At 61.6% G+C, this 17,398-nt stretch carries 20 protein-coding genes and 2 pseudogenes; 14 read left to right on the plus strand and 8 right to left on the minus strand.

All coding sequences use genetic code 11. From position 1 onward, the window contains the following. The 4 genes and pseudogenes from FLQ44_RS01045 to FLQ44_RS01060 form a co-directional block, all read left to right on the plus strand. On the plus strand, positions 1 to 922 hold a 922-nt coding region (locus FLQ44_RS01045), incomplete at its 5' end, for a DUF2345 domain-containing protein (protein ID WP_147692669.1). Further along, complete coding sequence (locus FLQ44_RS01050) at positions 909 to 1,811, plus strand: glycoside hydrolase family 19 protein (protein WP_147692670.1); 903 nt, start codon at positions 909 to 911, stop codon at positions 1,809 to 1,811. The genes FLQ44_RS01045 and FLQ44_RS01050, both read left to right, overlap by 14 nt. Continuing rightward, a complete protein-coding gene (locus FLQ44_RS01055; protein ID WP_147692671.1) occupies positions 1,811 to 2,314 on the plus strand; it encodes a hypothetical protein in 504 nt (167 codons plus the stop codon). The genes FLQ44_RS01050 and FLQ44_RS01055 overlap by 1 nt, the downstream gene beginning before the upstream one ends. Before the next feature lie 147 nt (positions 2,315 to 2,461). After that, positions 2,462 to 2,770, plus strand: a pseudogene (locus FLQ44_RS01060) (DUF2345 domain-containing protein); the annotation flags it as partial. Between the two features lie 27 nt (positions 2,771 to 2,797). Here FLQ44_RS01060 and FLQ44_RS23990 read toward each other — a convergent pair. From FLQ44_RS23990 to FLQ44_RS01095, 8 genes and pseudogenes are all read right to left on the minus strand, one after another. After that, positions 2,798 to 3,271, minus strand: coding sequence for an integrase core domain-containing protein (locus FLQ44_RS23990; RefSeq protein ID WP_338117447.1), 474 nt, complete (start codon positions 3,269 to 3,271; stop codon positions 2,798 to 2,800). Positions 3,272 to 3,280: 9 nt separating this feature from the next. Continuing rightward, on the minus strand, positions 3,281 to 3,574 hold the full coding sequence (locus FLQ44_RS23995; RefSeq protein ID WP_206208602.1) for a hypothetical protein: 294 nt from the start codon (positions 3,572 to 3,574) through the stop codon (positions 3,281 to 3,283). A gap of 41 nt (positions 3,575 to 3,615) precedes the next feature. Beyond that, entirely contained in the window at positions 3,616 to 3,930 is a 315-nt protein-coding gene (locus FLQ44_RS01070; RefSeq protein ID WP_026108223.1) for a DUF1153 domain-containing protein, read from the minus strand. Positions 3,931 to 4,198: 268 nt separating this feature from the next. Continuing rightward, a pseudogene (locus FLQ44_RS24255) lies at positions 4,199 to 4,467 on the minus strand (transposase); the annotation flags it as partial. Positions 4,468 to 4,530: 63 nt separating this feature from the next. Beyond that, complete coding sequence (locus FLQ44_RS01080) at positions 4,531 to 6,333, minus strand: sensor histidine kinase (protein ID WP_147692672.1); 1,803 nt, start codon at positions 6,331 to 6,333, stop codon at positions 4,531 to 4,533. Continuing rightward, positions 6,330 to 7,973, minus strand: coding sequence for an EAL domain-containing response regulator (locus FLQ44_RS01085; RefSeq protein WP_147692673.1), 1,644 nt, complete (start codon positions 7,971 to 7,973; stop codon positions 6,330 to 6,332). The genes FLQ44_RS01080 and FLQ44_RS01085 overlap by 4 nt, the downstream gene beginning before the upstream one ends. Next, a complete protein-coding gene (locus FLQ44_RS01090) occupies positions 7,966 to 10,062 on the minus strand; it encodes a sensor histidine kinase (RefSeq protein WP_147692674.1) in 2,097 nt (698 codons plus the stop codon). The genes FLQ44_RS01085 and FLQ44_RS01090 overlap by 8 nt, the downstream gene beginning before the upstream one ends. Positions 10,063 to 10,175: 113 nt before the next feature. Then, positions 10,176 to 10,826 (minus strand): HugZ family pyridoxamine 5'-phosphate oxidase, encoded by a 651-nt coding sequence (locus tag FLQ44_RS01095; RefSeq protein ID WP_147692675.1) that lies wholly within the window; start codon positions 10,824 to 10,826, stop codon positions 10,176 to 10,178. A 217-nt stretch (positions 10,827 to 11,043) separates the two neighbouring features. Between FLQ44_RS01095 and FLQ44_RS01100 the strand changes: the two genes are divergently transcribed. From FLQ44_RS01100 to hypB, 10 genes are all read left to right on the plus strand, one after another. Further along, entirely contained in the window at positions 11,044 to 11,769 is a 726-nt protein-coding gene (locus FLQ44_RS01100; RefSeq protein WP_170252704.1) for a substrate-binding periplasmic protein, read from the plus strand. 196 nt (positions 11,770 to 11,965) lie between these two features. Further along, positions 11,966 to 12,583, plus strand: coding sequence for a HyaD/HybD family hydrogenase maturation endopeptidase (gene hybD / locus FLQ44_RS01105; protein WP_147692677.1), 618 nt, complete (start codon positions 11,966 to 11,968; stop codon positions 12,581 to 12,583). Continuing rightward, on the plus strand, positions 12,583 to 12,909 hold the full coding sequence (locus tag FLQ44_RS01110) for a HypC/HybG/HupF family hydrogenase formation chaperone (RefSeq protein WP_147692678.1): 327 nt from the start codon (positions 12,583 to 12,585) through the stop codon (positions 12,907 to 12,909). The genes hybD and FLQ44_RS01110 overlap by 1 nt, the downstream gene beginning before the upstream one ends. Before the next feature lie 19 nt (positions 12,910 to 12,928). Further along, a complete protein-coding gene (locus tag FLQ44_RS01115) occupies positions 12,929 to 13,375 on the plus strand; it encodes a thioredoxin domain-containing protein (protein WP_147692679.1) in 447 nt (148 codons plus the stop codon). Beyond that, positions 13,372 to 14,262 (plus strand): hydrogenase expression/formation protein, encoded by an 891-nt coding sequence (locus tag FLQ44_RS01120; protein WP_147692680.1) that lies wholly within the window; start codon positions 13,372 to 13,374, stop codon positions 14,260 to 14,262. Before FLQ44_RS01115 ends, FLQ44_RS01120 begins: the two co-directional genes overlap by 4 nt. Beyond that, positions 14,259 to 14,471, plus strand: coding sequence for a rubredoxin (locus FLQ44_RS01125; protein WP_147692681.1), 213 nt, complete (start codon positions 14,259 to 14,261; stop codon positions 14,469 to 14,471). The genes FLQ44_RS01120 and FLQ44_RS01125 overlap by 4 nt, the downstream gene beginning before the upstream one ends. Further along, complete coding sequence (gene hybE / locus FLQ44_RS01130) at positions 14,468 to 14,950, plus strand: [NiFe]-hydrogenase assembly chaperone HybE (RefSeq protein ID WP_147692682.1); 483 nt, start codon at positions 14,468 to 14,470, stop codon at positions 14,948 to 14,950. Before FLQ44_RS01125 ends, hybE begins: the two co-directional genes overlap by 4 nt. Beyond that, positions 14,947 to 15,954, plus strand: coding sequence for a hypothetical protein (locus tag FLQ44_RS01135; RefSeq protein WP_147692683.1), 1,008 nt, complete (start codon positions 14,947 to 14,949; stop codon positions 15,952 to 15,954). Before hybE ends, FLQ44_RS01135 begins: the two co-directional genes overlap by 4 nt. After that, complete coding sequence (gene hypA / locus FLQ44_RS01140; protein WP_206208603.1) at positions 15,947 to 16,288, plus strand: hydrogenase maturation nickel metallochaperone HypA; 342 nt, start codon at positions 15,947 to 15,949, stop codon at positions 16,286 to 16,288. Before FLQ44_RS01135 ends, hypA begins: the two co-directional genes overlap by 8 nt. A 69-nt stretch (positions 16,289 to 16,357) precedes the next feature. Then, complete coding sequence (gene hypB, locus FLQ44_RS01145; RefSeq protein WP_147692684.1) at positions 16,358 to 17,395, plus strand: hydrogenase nickel incorporation protein HypB; 1,038 nt, start codon at positions 16,358 to 16,360, stop codon at positions 17,393 to 17,395. The last annotated feature ends 3 nt before the right edge of the window (positions 17,396 to 17,398 follow it).

Here is a 17,398-nt window from a genome sequence, read left to right on the forward strand (position 1 = left end):
CCTGGCGCAAAGCCTGGCCGACACCGCCAGCGCCCAGCTCGCCGACCGGCAGGAAACCGGCCCCGAGGAAATCAAGCCCGACAACAGCAAAGGGGCCCAAAAAACCGACGGCCACCTGCAGCACCACGCCGCTGCGCTGCGCGCCTGGGAAGCCGGCAGCAACACTGACGCAAACGGCAACACCGCCAAAGATCAAGCCGGCCAGCAGCCGCTGCTCATCCTCAGCGCCCCGGCAGGGTTGGCCGCCGCCACCGACAACAGCCTGACCCTGGCCGCCGGCAGCAATATCGACAGCGTCGCCCAGCGCGACACCAACCAGACCAGCGGCCGCCGCTGGCTGCACAACGTAGGCCAGCACATCAGCCTGTTTGTGGCGGGGGTAAAAGACAAAGTCAGCCTGAAACTGATCGCGGCAAAGGGCAAAGTGCAGATTCAGGCGCAAAGCGACGCGATGGAGCTGACGGCGGATAAGGACGTGACGGTCACGTCGTGCAAAGACCGCATCACCATCGCGGCGAAAGAGGAAATCCTGCTCAACGTCGGCGGCGGCGCCTACATCCGCATGAGCGGCGGCAATATCGAGGTGCACTGCCCTGGTACCGTGAGCGTGAAAGGCGCCAAGCATGAGGTGAGTGGGGGGACTTCTCTGGGGATACCAATGCCATGGTTCAAGGAAACACACGACAGCAGTATTCAGTATCAAATTTTGGACACTGCTGGAGAGCCAGTCGCAAACTTCAAGTACAAGTTACAAACAAAAACAGGATTAATGTACCAAGGCACAACAGATGAAAATGGATACACTCAACGTATCTATGCTGCAACAAAAGAGATTTTCACAATCAGTAAAAACATGAAAAAACAGGAACTCAAAGAGGATCTACAACCAGGAAGCAAAAGGATATTTAATGATGAAGAATAAAACAAAAGCAAGCCCCAATAATAATCACACACATTACGAAAGAGTAAAAATTGATTGCACATGCAATAGGAACATAACCATAGAGGAATTAACAGAATGCTACCCAGGTCAGAAAATATCTATTTTGGAGCGATTTCTACCTCATATAAACAGCGCTTTCAATAAATATGAAATCAACACCTGCATGCGTCGCATGCAGTTTTTGGCACAAATTGGTCACGAATCAGGCTGCTTGAGTTACACAGCAGAAATACTACCCAAAGGTGTGCTGGAGAGCAATATATATGACGGATATAAAGGAAGGGGGCTAATTCAAATAACATGGAAGGCAAATTATGACAAATACGGCAAATACATAGGAAAAAATCTTTTAGAGAATAACAAGATCCAACTTGAAGCAGAAGATTTAGCAACTGACTCTGCCGGATGGTTCTGGACAAATGGTAGCACACTCAACATAAACAATTTGGCTGACCCAAACGACTTTATTGCGATAACCATTACAATAAATGGTGGCCTCAATGGGTTTGAGCACAGAAAATCTTTATTAAAAAACTGCTACGACGCATTAAATCTAGGCGCATGCAAAAGTTTAGCTGCACTACGTGAGCACATGCCCGAGGAAGCAAAAAAAGCACTCTCTGCTGATAAATATCATCTTGATGACAGTATCGCCTTTAACAATCCGCGTAGTGCATTTGCTTGGGGATACTGGCACGATCCAAATAGCAAGCGATCTGGAACAAAAAAGAATAAAGAAGAATCTGCTCTAGGTTATAAACGATTCTTAGATCTAATTGAAAAGAAGCCATTCAAGAAAAAAGCATTTGGCCTGACCCCTGCTCAAATGGAAAAAATCGCAAGAACAGCAACCGAGAAGAAAGATTAATGATCAACATGAGAAAACTAATTTTATTTACAGTGCTAATCGTAAAATTTGCAACCGCAAACTCAAATAACGACATTGACATTGAGAAACGCCAACCGATAAAAATAATTGCATCAAAAGCAATAAGCACTACTATCAGCACACCCATTTTTATGCAGTACATTCAATACGGAAAAAAAACACCATCCTGCTCCATAATACTACAAGAAAAAGAATACAAAGTCATTTTCTTCGAGCAAGGCGACATCGACGACTATTCGAACTGTAACAATATTTACCCGCCAATAATAACAAAGGTAAATGGAAAATTTTATGCAGCCTACAAATACAGCGAAGAAGAAACTAGAGGATCACTAATCGATGGCTACATAGTAATCTCCATAAAAAATAATGATTTTTACATTTGCAGAAATCAAGAAAATCTTTCTTCAAAAATAAAAAAGGCAAAAAAGAAAACACCAAAAACATTAGAATGTGTTATTGAAAATGACAAATGTTTATAATTCAAAAGAACTTTACCGAGAAAGGCGGCGAATAAGGCACTGAAATCGGTATCGAGCTGCCCGAGATACTGCTGGTCGGCATCGTGATTACCGTCGAACCGATTATCTACTTTATTCCGACGCTGATCGACGCCCAGTAGGCCGAAGGCCTCCACGAGCAGTACATCAACAACGTTGGCCGCCGGCAGCAACCTCGACCACATCGCCCAGAGCGACACCAACCAGACCAGCGGCCGCCGCTGGCTGCACAACGTAGGCCAGCACATCAGCCTGTTTGTGGCGGGGGTAAAAGACAAAGTCAGCCTGAAGCTGATTGCGGCGAAGGGGAAGGTGCAGATTCAGGCGCAAAGCGACGCGCTGGAGCTGACGGCGGATAAGGACGTGACGGTGACGTCGTGCAAAGACCGCATCACCATCGCGGCGAAAGAGGAAATCCTGCTCAACGTCGGCGGCGGTGTAATGACCCAGCCCTTTCTGCACAGGTCAGGCTGCTAATTGATACGCCATCGCCGGCGTCTTCATCCCCAAAGCCTGGTGCGGGCGCCGGTGGTTGTAGAACCCGATCCAGTCGGCAATCATCCGGCTGGCGTGCGCCAGGCTTTCAAAGCGGTGCCGATGCGCGCACTGCTCTTTCAAGGTGCGGATCACCCGCTCCACCATCCCGTTCTGCTCCGGCGTGTACGGCGTGATGAACTCCTGCTGCAAACCGTAGCTTTTCACCAGCGCGATGTAGCTGCGACTGGTGAACACCAAGCCGTTGTCGCTGCGCAGCAGGAAGCGTTGCGGTACCCGCCCCAGGCAGCCAAAGCGGTTGATCAGCGCGTGTTCCAGCGCCGATTCGGCTGTTTTGGACTTGCCACTGCGTGACAGATGCCAGCCCAGCAATTCGCGGGTGCAGCAGTCAATCACCAACGCCAAATGGCACCAGCCATCCTTGCCGGCCCAGATGCGGCACAGGTCTGTCGCCTAGCGTTGGTTGGGCTCAGCCGCCACCGATGGCAGGGCTTGCACACGCGGGCGGAAGCCGACCGGACGCTTCTTCACCTGCCAGCCTTTGAGCTGAAAGATGCGCTGCACAGTGTTTTTATTCATGCCCAGCAGGCCTGCCACGGTGCGGTAGCCGAATGAGGGATTCTCCTCAATCATCTCTTTAATGGGCTCGACCAGCTGCGGCTGCAGCTTGGGCGCAGCCTTTTGCGGACGGTAGTACAGCGTGCGACGCGGCACGTCGAACCAGCGGCACAGCTTGCTGATAGGCACCTGAATGCCGTCGTCTGCCAGTCCCTGCCGGACGAGGTGGACTACTTGTCGTCCTCGCCCAGCAGAGACTGCAGCTTTTTTCGGGCACGTAGCTCCAGCATGGCTTCGCCGTAGGCTTCCTGCAGCTCTTTGAGCTGTTTTTCGTACTGCTCACGTATGTCCATCGGCTTGGCACGCAGAGCATTCTCCATGCCGCGCTTGGCCTCATCGACCCAGGTTTCGATCTCGGAGGGGGCCAGGTCGAAGGCGCGAGAGGCTTCGGCTACCGTGCTCTTGCCTTGAATGATCTCCATCACCAGCGCGGCTTTGCGCTTGGCGGTCCAGCGTTTGATGTCGTCTTCCATGGTCATACTCATCACATGCTCCTGTGTGGATTATGACCTGTGCAGGTTTTTAGTGGGTCATTACAAGACAACATTACGCTCATCAGCACGGATCATGGCCAATCATGGGACGAAACCGACGATGGCATGGCCTATGCCTGGTATTACGAAGCCGAGCGGAACCGTATCTGGAAATATCAGCTGAATTCACTGTATTGGCGGAAGGTCGAGTAAGGGTAGCTTTGTTGCACAAATCAGTTGAAAGCCGAGCCCCCCCAAACGGACTTATCCCATACAGACTGTCGGGAACCGCCGAGTCAAGTCCAGCCAGGTACAACATGCTTTGAACCGTGCCTGTGGCTTGGCGTAAAGCCAGTCCAAAGAGGCACTTGATAGTGAGACAGAACTGGATGGCAGATCAGAGAAAGTTGGCTGCAGCCTCCGCTTGCCGGTGGCATGAGCCTGCCAGTTCATGCCTTTGTCGAGCCAGAAAAAGAGCTGCCCTAGTTGCTTGAGGGACTGGTTGCAGGCCTGCCAGTTGATGGGTTGGTACTTGGGGGGCTTTCTCATGCCGTCATTTTACCGGGCAGACACAAGCCCTGATTTGTGCAACAAAGTCGATGCCCGCGCCAGCTAATCCGGCTGGCGCAGCGGCAGCGTCACGGTGAACATGGCGCCGTTGCCCTCGCTGCTTTCCAGCTCGATGGCGCCGTGGTGCATCTGCACCAGCTCTTTGACCAGCGCCAGGCCAATGCCGCAGCCGGGGATCCCTTGCGCGGTACTGGCGCGGAAAAACCGCGTAAACAGCCGGCCTTGCTCACTTTCCGGCACGCCCACGCCCCAGTCGCGCACCGAGACTTTTACCGTTTCCCCCTCCTGGCGCAGGGTCAGTGCCACGCGCTGCCAGCGCGGCGAGTATTTGATGGCGTTGTTGATCAGGTTGGAGAAAATCAGCCGCAACAGCTCCATATCGCCCTCTACCTGCAGTGCCACTTCGGCCTGGGCGTCCAGCTCGATATGGCAGTCCGGGTAAATGGCCTGGTTCAGTTCTACCAGCTCGCTGACCAGCGGCAGCAGCCGCACCGGCACGTGCTCGACACGGATCTGGCCCGACTCCAGCCGGTTAAGCGTTAGCACACTGTCTGCCAGCGTCACCATGTGCGCCACCATATCGCGCACGCGCTGCACCCGCTCGTGCAGCATGTCGCAGGTAAACTGGCCGGGGCTACGCAGGATGCGCTGGGCAATGCCGTCTATTACCGCCAGCGGCGTGCGGTACTCGTGCGACACCATGGAGACAAAGCGCCGCTGCATTTCCATCAGCTCGCGCTCGTGCTGCAGGGTGGCTTCCAGCGAACGCTCGCGCTCGCGGATGTGCGAGATATTCAGCACACTGACCAGAATGCTGGGAATGCCACGGTAGTCCACCAGGCAGCCGGTGAGACTGGCGTCAAAACGCTGCTGCTGGCGGTCGCGCAGCACGGTCTGAAAGTCGGACACCATGCCCTGCAGCTGCAGCAGGTCCAGAAAGCGCGTGCGGTCTTCCGGCTTTTCGTACAAGCCCAGCGATACCGGCGACAAATCACCACTGCTGCCCAGCCACATGCCGTACAGCTCGATGGCCAGCCGGTTGGCATAGCGTATGCGCCCGCCTTCCAGCTCGGAAATCACCATGGGCAGCGGCAGCGCGTCCAGAATGCTCTGCAGCTCTTCACTACGCTCGCGCTGCAGCTGCAGCAGTTTTTCGCGGTCGCCCACATCGTGCTGGCTTACCAGCAGCGCCTGGTCGCCGGTGGCCGGGTCGGCGACCTCGACCAGCTGCATCTGGTGGCGGGTGGTGCTGCCGTCGGCCAGGTTCACCTCCACGATACGGCGTACCGAGCGGCTTTCCGACACCGCCGTGCGCAGCTCGCGGGCGATGGCGGGGCTGTGCAGGTTGGCCGCAAAGGCGTCATCTGCCTGCGGCAAATAGGCCTGCGCCGCGGGGTTACGCAGCAGCACATTGCCGTGCAGGTCGTACAGGGTGACCATTTCGCGCACGTGGCGCAGCATTTCTACCGAGCGCGACACCTGGGTTTCAAAATTCAGCTCGCTGGCTTCTACGCGCATGATGTCCGGCACGGCCACATCCAGCTGTGCACAGTGGCAGTGCAGCTGTACCGGGCGGCCACGCGGGTAGATGGTCCAGGTTTCGCGCACGGTTTCGTGGCGGGCAAACGCGGCCTGGTAGCCCTGCAGGCGTAAACGGCCGCTTTCGCTGCTCATGCTCAGGTCGCGCTGCTGCAGTGCCTCCAGATCTGGCGCGTCCCACAGTTTTAGCGCGGCCCGGTTGGCCCACACGATGGTTTGCTGGCTGAAGTGATAAAGCCAGATGGCCGTGCTGAGCTGGTTCAATGCCGGCAGTGCCGGCAACCAGCCGGGGGGAATGGCGTTCATGGCGTCTCCAGCAGGGCAAGGAGTTCGTCTAGTGGCATGGGTCTATAGAAATAATAGCCCTGCGCATAGCGACAACCCAAGTGCAATAGCGCTTCAGCCTGCACGGCGGTTTCTACGCCTTCGGCGACCACGGTGCAGCCCATGGCGCGGGCCAGGCCGATAAGGCCTTCTACAATCTGAGCGTCGATTTCTTGCCGGGCAATGTCGGTGACAAAGCTGCGGTCGATCTTGATGACCTCGGCCCGCAGGCGCTTGAGGTAGGCCAGCGAGGCATAGCCCATGCCAAAGTCGTCTACGGCCAGCTTGGTACCCATCTCGCGCAGCCGGGCGATGGCCTGCTCCACCTCGGGCGTGAGGTGCGCCATGGAGGTTTCGGTCACCTCTATCTCGAGGTTGGCCGCCAGGCCTTGGGCATCGTCTTTCAGGCAGTCGCTCAGGTAGGCTGGCACACCGGCACCCAGGCTTTGCCCGGACAGATTGAACGACAACACGGTATGGGGCGAGCGCTGCACCATATGGCGCACCGCCTGCAGCATGCGGCTGATCACCCAGCGGTCCAGCTCGGCGGCCAGACCCATGCGCTCGGCAGCGGGGACAAAAAACCCTGGCGACAGCGCGCCAATGGCCGAGCCTGGCCAGCGTAGCAGCGCCTCTGCCCCCACGATGCTGCCGCTGGCAATATCCACCCGCGGCTGAAACACCAGCTCCAGATCGCCATTGCGTATGGCTTCGGCCAGGTTGCGCTCGGCATAGCGGGCGGCTTCCAGCGCGTGGTAGTCCGCATTGCCCAGATAAATAAAGCGCCGCGCGTTACCGGCACTCATGAAGTTCAGGTGCAGCGCGCAGGCTTCTACCAGCGCACTGGCGTCTAGCCGGCGCAGCTCGGGCGAAGTCCAGTCCACCTGGATGCGCAGCATGCTGAAGGTGTAGTTCACCATTACCCCGCCCACCATGATTTCATGGCGCTGCATGCTGGCTGGTATATCGCCAGCCTGGGTGTCGGTGCGCTCGATCAGCGCCCAGCAGCCATCGGCCCAGCCGTACACCTTGCCCGACTCGGCCAGCTGCGATAGCCGGGCGTGTACCTGGCTGCGTAATAGCTGCTGTTCGTGTGGGGCCAGGCGAATGGACAAACCCAGAAAACTGTCGATTTTGGCCAGGATCACGCTCACCGGTGCCACCACGCGCCGGGCGGCTTCCAGCCTTTCCAGTAGCAGCGGGCGGCTCAGAAACTGCCCGCTGGCGTCGGCAAAGGTATCGGAATGGCGGCGGCGCTTGATGCGCGCAGCCACGGCCGCCAGCAGCAGGTCAAAATCCACCGGCTTGACCAGGTAGTCCACCACCCCCAGCTCGCGCCCACGTATCTGGTTCTGGCGGTCGCCCAGCGCGGTGAGCATGATAAAGGGCACCGGGTCGTCGTCGTTCAGGTTCACGGCTTCCAGCAGGTCAAAGCCGTTCATGCGCGGCATGGAAATATCGCACACCACCAGGTCGGGGCTATGCTGGCGCACCATGTCCAGCCCTTCGGCACCATCTCGCGCCTGCAGCACCTGGTAGCCGGCAAAGGCCAGCTCCTCACAGATCAGCATGCGGATGGTGTTGTCGTCTTCTACACACAGTACGGTTTTTTGCTCAGACATGGTCAGTCTCCGGCAGCGGCAGGTAGACGGACACGATCAGCCCTGCGCCTTCCGCGCTATCCAGCTGCAGGCGCCCACCCATTTCGGTGACAAAGCGCGCCACCATGGTCAGCCCCAGGCCGCTGCCTATGGCACGGTCACTACTGCGGCGGTAAAACGGCTGCAACAGCAGCGCCAGCTCGTCGGCGGGCAGTGCCGCGCCACCATCGCTGACTTGCAACAGCCACTCATTGCCTTGCCGGCTGGTGGCCACGTGCAAGGCACCGCCGCCATGGTTGGCCGCATTGTGCAGCAGCTCTTGCACCACGGCGCGCAGCAGGGCTTCCGGCACGGCCGGGCTGACGGGCGCATCCAGCTGGCGTTGTATGCGCAGGTTGGTCAGGCCGTCGGCCATCAGGCTATCCAGCAGCGCGGGCATGGCCACGGGCAGCCGCGGCGCGTGGCTGTCGCTTACCGGCAGCAGCGCCAGCAGGCTGCGGTCCAGCATGGCACCCAAGCGTTCGCCGGCATCGCGGATCAGCCCCAGGCGGGCTTTCAGCGTGTCGGCGTCGGTACTGCTTCCGCGGCGCTGCAGCGCCTGGGCAACCGAATCTATCTGTGCCAGTGGCGTTCGCACCTCGTGCGACAGCACCTCGATAAATTGCTGCTGTTGCTGGTTGATCTGTTTTTCGGTGGCCAGGGCTTTTTGCATTTGCTGGCGGGCTTGTTCTTCTACGCTGGCGGCGTGCTCCAGCTGCAGCGCCATCTGGCCAATGTGCTGGCCCAGGGCATCCAGCTCAGCAATAGGCTGCTGGGCAATGGCGGTACGGTAGTGCCCGGCGCCGATCTGCTCGACCGCCTGCTGGAAGCTGGCCAGCGGCGCCACCACACGCTGGCTCATCTGGCGTGCACGGCGCGCCAGCAGCACAAAAAATATGGCATAGAACGCCAGCAGCCCAGCCAGCATGAACCAGCCTATGGTGGTCATGCGCTGGTGCAGCCGCTCGGCCTCGGCCAAGATAGCGGGCTCTTCTGCCACCATCAGCAGGGTCCAGTTCGGGCCGGCTACGCGCGACCAGGCAACAACTTCGCGCTGGCCGTGCTGCAAGGGGGCCGTGGTGATACCCGAAGGGCTCTGCTGGATCAAGGCCGCCAGCTTTTTGCCTGCCGGGTGCAGGTCGATGCGGTATTTCTCGGGCTTGAACACGTTCTGGCGAATGGCCTCGGTATAGCTGTGCTTGCCCAGCTCTTGCAGCCCCCAGTCGTGCTCGCCTTGAGGTGGCAGCGCCAGGATGGTGCCATCGCGCCCGATCAGCATCACGTAAGCGCCCCAGGGCAGATCCAGCGCCAGCAGCTCGTCCACCACGGTTTGCAGGGTAATGTCGATGCCCACCACGCCTTGCAGGGTATCGCCCTGCCATACCGGGGCAATGGACGACACCATCCAGCCCTGCCCTGCCGGGTCCAGGTAGGCGTCGGTCCATACCGGTTTGCGTGCCGGGTTATGTTTGCCGTCGGCTTCGTAATAGAAGTTGTACGACGGGATATCCATCTTGGCCGGGTACTGGCCTTTCACATCAAAATAGGGGTAGATGCGGTTGTAGGAGTCTTTGGTATTCAGGTAGACCTGCGCGATCAGCGGGTTGGCCGCTTTTACATCTTTCAGAATGGGGTCCAGCTGCACGCTACGGTGGATGGTTTGCTGCTGCTGCGGGCCCAGCGGCACGATACCGCTGTAGTAGGCAGCCGCGCCGCCATTGTCACGGGTGGTAATGAGCGCACCGCCTGGCGTGCGCTGGTAGCGCGCCAGCTCGTCGGCACCGGGGGTGTAGGGGGTTTGCAGGGCACGCCCTGTCTGGCTGGCAAACAGCCCGGTGATGCCCGACACGGCGTTCAGGCGCTCGGACAGCGCGCGCGCCTCGGCCTGGACTTCTCGCGGCATCAGGGCTTTGGATACATCGCCTACCGTACGGCTGTTATCCAGATAGATCATCTGGGCGCTCACCCAGTAGATCAGCAAGAACCCTAACTCGATCACCAGCAGGGGAATCAGTGCCGTGCGCAGGAAAGACTGCCAAAACCAGCGGTCCAGCCTGATTTTCTGGCTCATACTCACCTCATTTTATGTTTTTTTGTTTTAAATGAACCGATAAATCTTAAACTGTATTTTTAGTATGCCGTATTTATCCTGCAGCCACTACATTACCTCCCGGCTATGTACCATTAGCGCAACTCGCCAGCGGCCAAGGCTGCCTGTGTACGCGCCAGCAGCTGCCCGGCCGGCACCGCTTCGCCAAAATCCAGCCGCTGGCGTAGCCCGTGCACGCGGTAATCCACACCATGGCAATCGGCCCCCAGCACGCTAACGTGCGGCCCCGGGGCGGCCAGCGCGGGCAGCATGGCCGCCTCGGCAGCCAGATCCAGCTGCGGCATGGCCTGCCAGGCAGGTGCTTGTAACCAGCCCATGTGGCCAAAGCCACCAATAAAACGCAGCGCTCGCAATGACAGGCGGTAAAAGCTGAAATCCCCCAGCGCCAGATACTGCTCAAACTCGGGGCAATAGCGCAGCAGCCGGGCCTGTAGGGCGGCGTCTGGCGTTGCTTGCTGCAGCTCGCCCACCAGTGTCATGCGGGCCTGCTGCAGCACATCGTCGGCAGGGGCTTGTAGCAGCAGGCTGACACGGGGGTCGGCCAGGGCGTTGCGGCTATGCTCGGCCAGCGCACTCATCAACAGCCACGGGCTGTGGTCCGGGCCGGGGGCAAACGGCAACACGGTCACAAAGGGGTAGCCAGGCACCGCCTGCGAGTGGGTGCCCAAGGCGGCGGTGCTGCAGCGGTGCAGCAGGGACAAGGCTTGCAGTACAGGTATGTTCATGATGTTGACACCACAATGCTGGTACTACAGCTTAGGGGGGCGCGGTAAGCAGGGCAATAAATAGTCCATCCATATAAGGCAACAAATGCCGCGTAAAACACCATTTATTTGCAAACTTCAATAAATTTCAAGCCTGCCGGCCCAAAGCACTTAACGACGCAGGCATAGCGCGCTAGAGTCATGAAACCCCGTTTACCTGCCACCATGCCCGCCTACCGTGCTCACCCGCCTGCTCCCCCTGCTGCTTTGTGCCCCTGCCTGTGCGGCTACCATCACGGCAGTGACCACCGAGTTTCCCCCCTTCCAGAGTGCCAGCCCGCAGCCGTGGGGCATTGCCCTGGAAACCGCCCGCCAGTTGGCCAGGCAGAACGGCGATGTGCTGGACATCCGCTTTCTGCCCTGGGCACGCGCCTACCAGATGGCCGAAACCACGCCGGGGGTGATGATTTTCTGCCTGGCACGCACGCCACAGCGCGAAAAACAATTTGGCTGGATAGGGGAAATCGCCCCCAATGATGTCACCGTCTGGCGCCTGGCCACGCGGCGGGAAATCAGCGCCCGTAACCTGGACGAAGCACGCGTCTGGCAGCTGGGTGCCACCGCTGGCGATGTCAAAATGCAATACCTGCTGCAGCAGGGCTTTGTCGTGGGGCAGAACCTGCAGGAAAGCAGCGACGACCTGAGCAATATCCGCAAGCTGTTTGCCCGCCGCATCGACCTGCTGCCGTTTTCCAACCAGGTGGTGCTGCGCTACCGCAGCGCCCAGGCCGGGCTGGATAGCCGCCAGCTGCAGGCGGCTTTTACGCTACCGGGGCTGTCGCAGCCGCTGTATATCGCCTTTAGCCCCGGCACCGCCGCCGCCCAGGTAGCGCGCTATCAGGCCAGCTTTCGCCAGCTGCAACAGCGTAGCTGGGTACAGCGGCTGACGGCACGCTACCGCTAGGCCGCCATCAGCGGAAACTTTCTTTCCAACCAGACCAAGCAAAATGGAAAGAACCCTTACACCCCATCACTACCCGCGCGGCCAACCACCCGGCAAGCCCATATAAATCAGCCACTTGCCCCGCGCTGGCATAAACACAAAGCTGGCACGCCCTTTGTATATGTAACGGCCTCTGTAACAGGCCGGAACACACATCATGTCAACGCCGCATATCGTGGTACTGGGGCTGGGCAACCTTTTATGGGCCGATGAAGGCTTTGGCGTACGCTGCGCCGAAGCGCTGTACGCCCGCTACGACCTGCCCGCCCACGTAGAGGTGATCGACGGCGGCACCCAGGGCCTGCTGCTGCTGCCCTATGTCGAAGCCGCCGACCACCTGCTGATTCTGGACGCCATCGATTTTGGCCTGCCGCCCGGCACCCTGCGCGCCTACCACGACGATGCCGTGCCCGCCTACCTTACCGCCAAGAAAATGAGCCTGCACCAGACCGGGTTTTCCGAAGTGCTGGCCCTGGCCGACCTGAAAAACGCCCTGCCCACCGCCATCACCCTCATCGGCATGCAGCCGGTAGAGCTGGAAGACTACGGCGGCAGCCTGTCGCCCGCCGTACGCGCGCAGCTGCCCGCCGCGCTGGACATGGCCGTGCAAACGTTGGCCGCATGGGGCGTACAGGCCAGCGCGCGCCCGGACGACGGCAGCCGGCTAAACCACGGCAGCCTGGATATCAGCCGCTACGAAGCAGAACGCCCGGCCGCCGACAGCGCCTGCCGTGTGGGCGACGCCCGCGTACTGTTTAACGAGGAGCCGCGCTGATGTGCATGGGCACCCCGATGCAAGTAGTCAGCCCCGGCTGGTTTAGCGCCCGTTGCCGCGACCGCGATGGCAGCCTGGTCGACATCGACACCCGCCTGCTGGGCGAGGTGGCCGCCGGCCAGTGGCTACTGGTGTTCACCGGCGCCGCGCGCGAGCTACTGGACGACACCCGCGCCGCCCACATCCTGGCGGCCATCACCGCACTGGAAGCCGCACTGGCCGGCCACTACCAGCCAGAACAACACTTTGCCGACCTGCACCACCGCGAGCCGCAGCTGCCGCCACACCTGCAGGCGCTGCTGACACCCACCCCCCCATCAAGCTGACAACGCAAGGCCACCCACCATGCAATCGTATATCCCCACCTTCGACACCGTCGCCAGCCGCCTGGCCGCGCTGGGCTACAGCGAAACCGATGCGGCCAACCTGGATACGCTGGCCGCCGCCCACCCGCAGCTGGTGCTGATGCTGAACGCCGACCCGCACCAGCACCCCGAGGTGGCCGACAACGCCATCATCGTGCCCGAGGTGCTAAAAAGCCTGCCCGGCAGCGCCCCGCACATCTGCTGGGCCAACCCGGCCGCCAGCCGCACGCTGGCCAGCCGCTTTGGCGTACTGAAATACCCGGCGCTGGTCTTCCTGCGTGACGGCGGCTACACCGGCGTGATTGTCGGGCTGATGGACTGGCCAGACGTGGTACACCGCTTTGCCGAGCTGCTGGCCGCGCCGGTACGCCGCCCGCCGTCAATCGGCATTCCTGTTACCAGCCACACCAGCGGAGCCTGCCAATGAGCACCTTTACCCTGCCCAAGGCCTTTCCCATTCCGGTAATCGGCATCGGCCCCGGCTCGCAGCCGGTTGACCCGGACCTGAACTACATGCCGCTGCCGCGCGAGCTGGACGGCTTCGACATGCCCTACCTGCCCACCGCCGAAGAAACCGCCCACCTGGAAGACGCCAAGGCGCTGGTAGCCGAGCTGATCCAGCGCATGCACGCCTGGGACGGCCACAGCGAGCCCAGCCCGTCGCTACTGCTGAACGGCCTGGGCCGCGACGAGCGCACACTGATCAGCCAGCTGCTGGGCGAAGGCGAAGTCAGCGCCCGCGTGCGCTGCAGCAACGGCCACGAGCTGCTGATACAGGAATCGGTCTTTGCCGGCGTATGGCGCGTGCTGGAGCTGGACGCCAGCGGCCAACCCCTGGCCGACCGCATCGAAGCCTGTGCCATCCCCGCTGCCGTGTGGCAACAGGCACGGGCCTTTGGCAGCCGCGAGCTGACGCCATTCGACCCGGCAGGCGTGGCGCTGATGAACGCGCCGGCCGTGCTGGCCGAAATCGCCGAGTGCGTGGCCGCCTACCAGGACGGCGACGAAGACCACGTGATCAACTTCAGCCTGCTGCCGATGACGCCCGAAGACATGGCCTATATCGATGCCAACCTGGGCGGCGGCAACAGCGGCGTGTTCTCGCGCGGCTACGGCAAATGCCGCGTGATGGCCACCCGCCTGCAAAACGTGTGGCGGGTGCAGTACTTCAACGGCATGAACGCCATTTTGCTGGACACGCTGGAAATCACCCGCATGCCCGAAGTGGCCCTGGCCGCCGCCGACGACATCGCCGATGCCATCGAGCGCCTGCAAGAAGCACTGGACTGGCTCAGCCTGGAGCAGCCCGCATGAACACCTTTGAAGGCAGCTTTCTGGGCCACGAAGACCGCCTGGCCGACGACGCACGGCTGGAATGCAAGATCTGCTGGTGGGTATACAACCCGGCCGAGGGCGACGCGGTATGGCAGATCCCGCCCGGCACGCCGTTTAGCGCGCTGCCCGAACACTGGCGCTGCCCGGTGTGCGACGGCGCGCACAGCCAGTTCATGGTGCTGCCATGAACGCGCCGGCAGTGCGGCAAGGTTGGCCGCACGACCCTAGCTTCGAGCTGGAGGCGGTCTATGGCCTGATCCACGCCACGCGCATGCAGGGCATCCCCATCCTGAACCCGGCCATCCGCGTGCAGGCCGTGGGGTTTCGCCCGTATCAGGGCTGGTGGGTCGGTACCCTGATTACCCCGTGGTTCATCAACCTGATGATCCTGCCCGGCGACGCCCCGCTGCCCGCCAGCCAGCCCGGGGAAGAAGTGCTGGTGGTGCTGCCGGAAGGCGCCATGCCGTTTATCCCCGGCCATGAAGCCGCCATCGGCCCCTACCTGATGTGCTCGCTGTTTTCACCGCTGCCGCAGTTTGCCGACCACGACAGCGCGCGCGACACCGCGCACGAAGTACTGCGCCTGCTGTTCGAAGTACCACCGCCACCCGCCGCGCCGCCAGGGCCGGACCTGAGCCGGCGCCGCCTGTTCGGGCTAGGCACATGAGCCGCGACAGCATCACGCTGCTGCGCCAGCACGGCCAGCACGGCCAGGCGCAGCTGCATTGGCCCAGGTTGGCCGCAGAGCAGCTGTTCATCGGCCGCAGCGCCGACGACGCCTGTGCGCTGGCCGGCCGCCTGTTTGCCCTGTGCAGCCACGCGCAAAGCCTGGCGGCACGCCTGGCGCTCGCCTGCGCCAGCGGGCAGGCCGCCGCAGCAGACGGCAACGCACTGGACAGCGTGCGCCAGGAAGCCATCCGCGAAACGCTGCGCCGCTGGCTGCTGGACTGGGCCCCCGCCTGCGGCCAGGCCCCCGACCCGCGCTGCCTGGCGGCACTGGGCCAGGCCCGCACGCTGGCCGACTGCGCCGTGCTGGCCGAGCACAGCGTGTTTGGCACCCGCACCCGCGCCTGGCGGCAATACGGCCTGGCCGGCTGGCAAAAGTGGGCCGCCAGCGGCCACAGCCCGGCCGCCCGCGCCCTGCAGGTCTTGCTGCAACAGCCTGCCGAGCCCGCACCGGCGCTGCTGGCGCTACCCGACAGCCGGCAGCTGGCGGCGGCGCCACACTGGCTGGCCGGCCCCCACCCCGCCTGGCACGGCCAGGCAGTGGAAACCGGCGCGCTGGCGCGCTACCACAGCGTGCTGCAACCGTGGCTGCACGCCGGCCACACCAGCGCCGCGCGCCTGCTGGCGCGGCTCTTGGCTTTGGCCGACGCCCTGCTGGGCGTGCCACCGCACGCCTGCGCCAGCCCGCTGGCCGGCAGTGGCCTGGCGCGGGTAGACACCGCACGCGGCCCGCTACTGCACCTGGCCACACTGGGGCCAGACGGCCGCATCAGCCATTACCGCGTGCTGCCGCCTACGCTATGGCACACCCACCCCGCCGGCTGCATGGTGCAGGCTGCGGCCAACGGTGACAGCGCACAGATTACCCGCCGGCTATTGCTCATTGACCCCTGTGTCAGCTTTACACTAGCGGGCTTCGATAATAAGGAACACGCTCATGCATGAAATGTCGCTGGCCGAAGGCATCGTGCAGCTGCTGGAAGAACACGCGCAGGCGCAGCAGTTCAGCCGCGTGAAACAGATCTGGCTACAGGTAGGCGAGCTGGCCGGCGTGGAGCCCGAAGCGCTCACCTTCTGCCTCGAGGTGGTACTGCGCGGCAGCCTGGCCGATGGCGCCCAGGTGCACCTGCTGCGCGAGCCAGGCCGTGGCTGGTGCCTGGCCTGCAGCCAGGAGGTGGCCATCCACGCGCGCTTTGACGCCTGCCCCTGCTGCGGCCGCCACCAGGTACAGGTTACCGGCGGCACAGAACTGCGCGTAGCGGAGCTAGAGGTGGAATAAGCCCTGCCAGCACCGTTACCGCCTGCACAAAAAAACACAACACCGAACAGAACAAGAAAGGACCCACCCATGTGTACCGTTTGTGGCTGCGCCGAAGGCAATGTCAGCATCGAGGGCCAGAAACCGGCCGTGAAATACCCGTACCGCCCGCGCCGCGCCGGCGGCCACGCACACGGCCATCACCACCATCATGACCACGATCACCCGCATGATCACCCGCACCATCATGATCACAGCCACACGCACGCCCAGCCTGCCGCCCAGCCCGAAGCGGCCGACAGCGCACCGGTGCAGCTAACCGATGGCAGCCTCCACTACGGCCAGGGCCCGGCGCACGCCCACGCACCGGGGCTGAGCCAGGCGCGCATGGTAAAGATCGAGCAGGACATTCTGGGCAAGAATAAGCAGTACGCCGCGGTAAACCGCCGCCGCCTGGCCGAGCGCGGCATTTTTGCGCTGAATCTGGTGTCCAGCCCCGGCTCCGGCAAAACCACGCTGCTGACCGAAACCGTACACAGGTTGGCCGCCTCCACCCCGCTGGCGGTGATCGAGGGCGACCAGCAAACCGCGCACGACGCCGAGCGCATCCGCGCCGCTGGCGCGCCGGCCATCCAGATCAACACCGGCAAAGGCTGCCACCTGGACGCGCACATGGTGGGCCAGGCACTGGACGCGCTGGCGCTGCAGGACGACAGCCTGCTGCTGATCGAAAACGTGGGCAACCTGGTGTGCCCGGCGGCGTTCGACCTGGGCGAGGCGCACAAGGTGGCCATCCTGTCGGTCACCGAAGGCGAGGACAAACCGCTGAAGTACCCCGACATGTTTGCCGCCGCCAGCCTGATGGTGCTCACCAAAACCGACCTGCTGCCGCACCTGGATTTCAACGTGGACGCCTGCATCGCCTACGCCCGCCGCGTGAACCCCGCCATCGAGGTGCTGCAGCTCAGCGCCCGTAGCGGCGAGGGCATGGACGCCTGGCTGCAATGGCTGGCCTACGGTTTGATCGAGGCGCGCGCCCAGCGTGCCGAGCGCCAGACCCAGCTGGACCAGCTGGCAGCGCTAAAAGCCCAGGTCGCCGCGCTGGAAGCCCGGCTGGCGCAGGGCTAAGGC

This window comes from Vogesella mureinivorans, assembly GCF_007644035.1.
GTDB lineage: Bacteria > Pseudomonadota > Gammaproteobacteria > Burkholderiales > Chromobacteriaceae > Vogesella > Vogesella mureinivorans.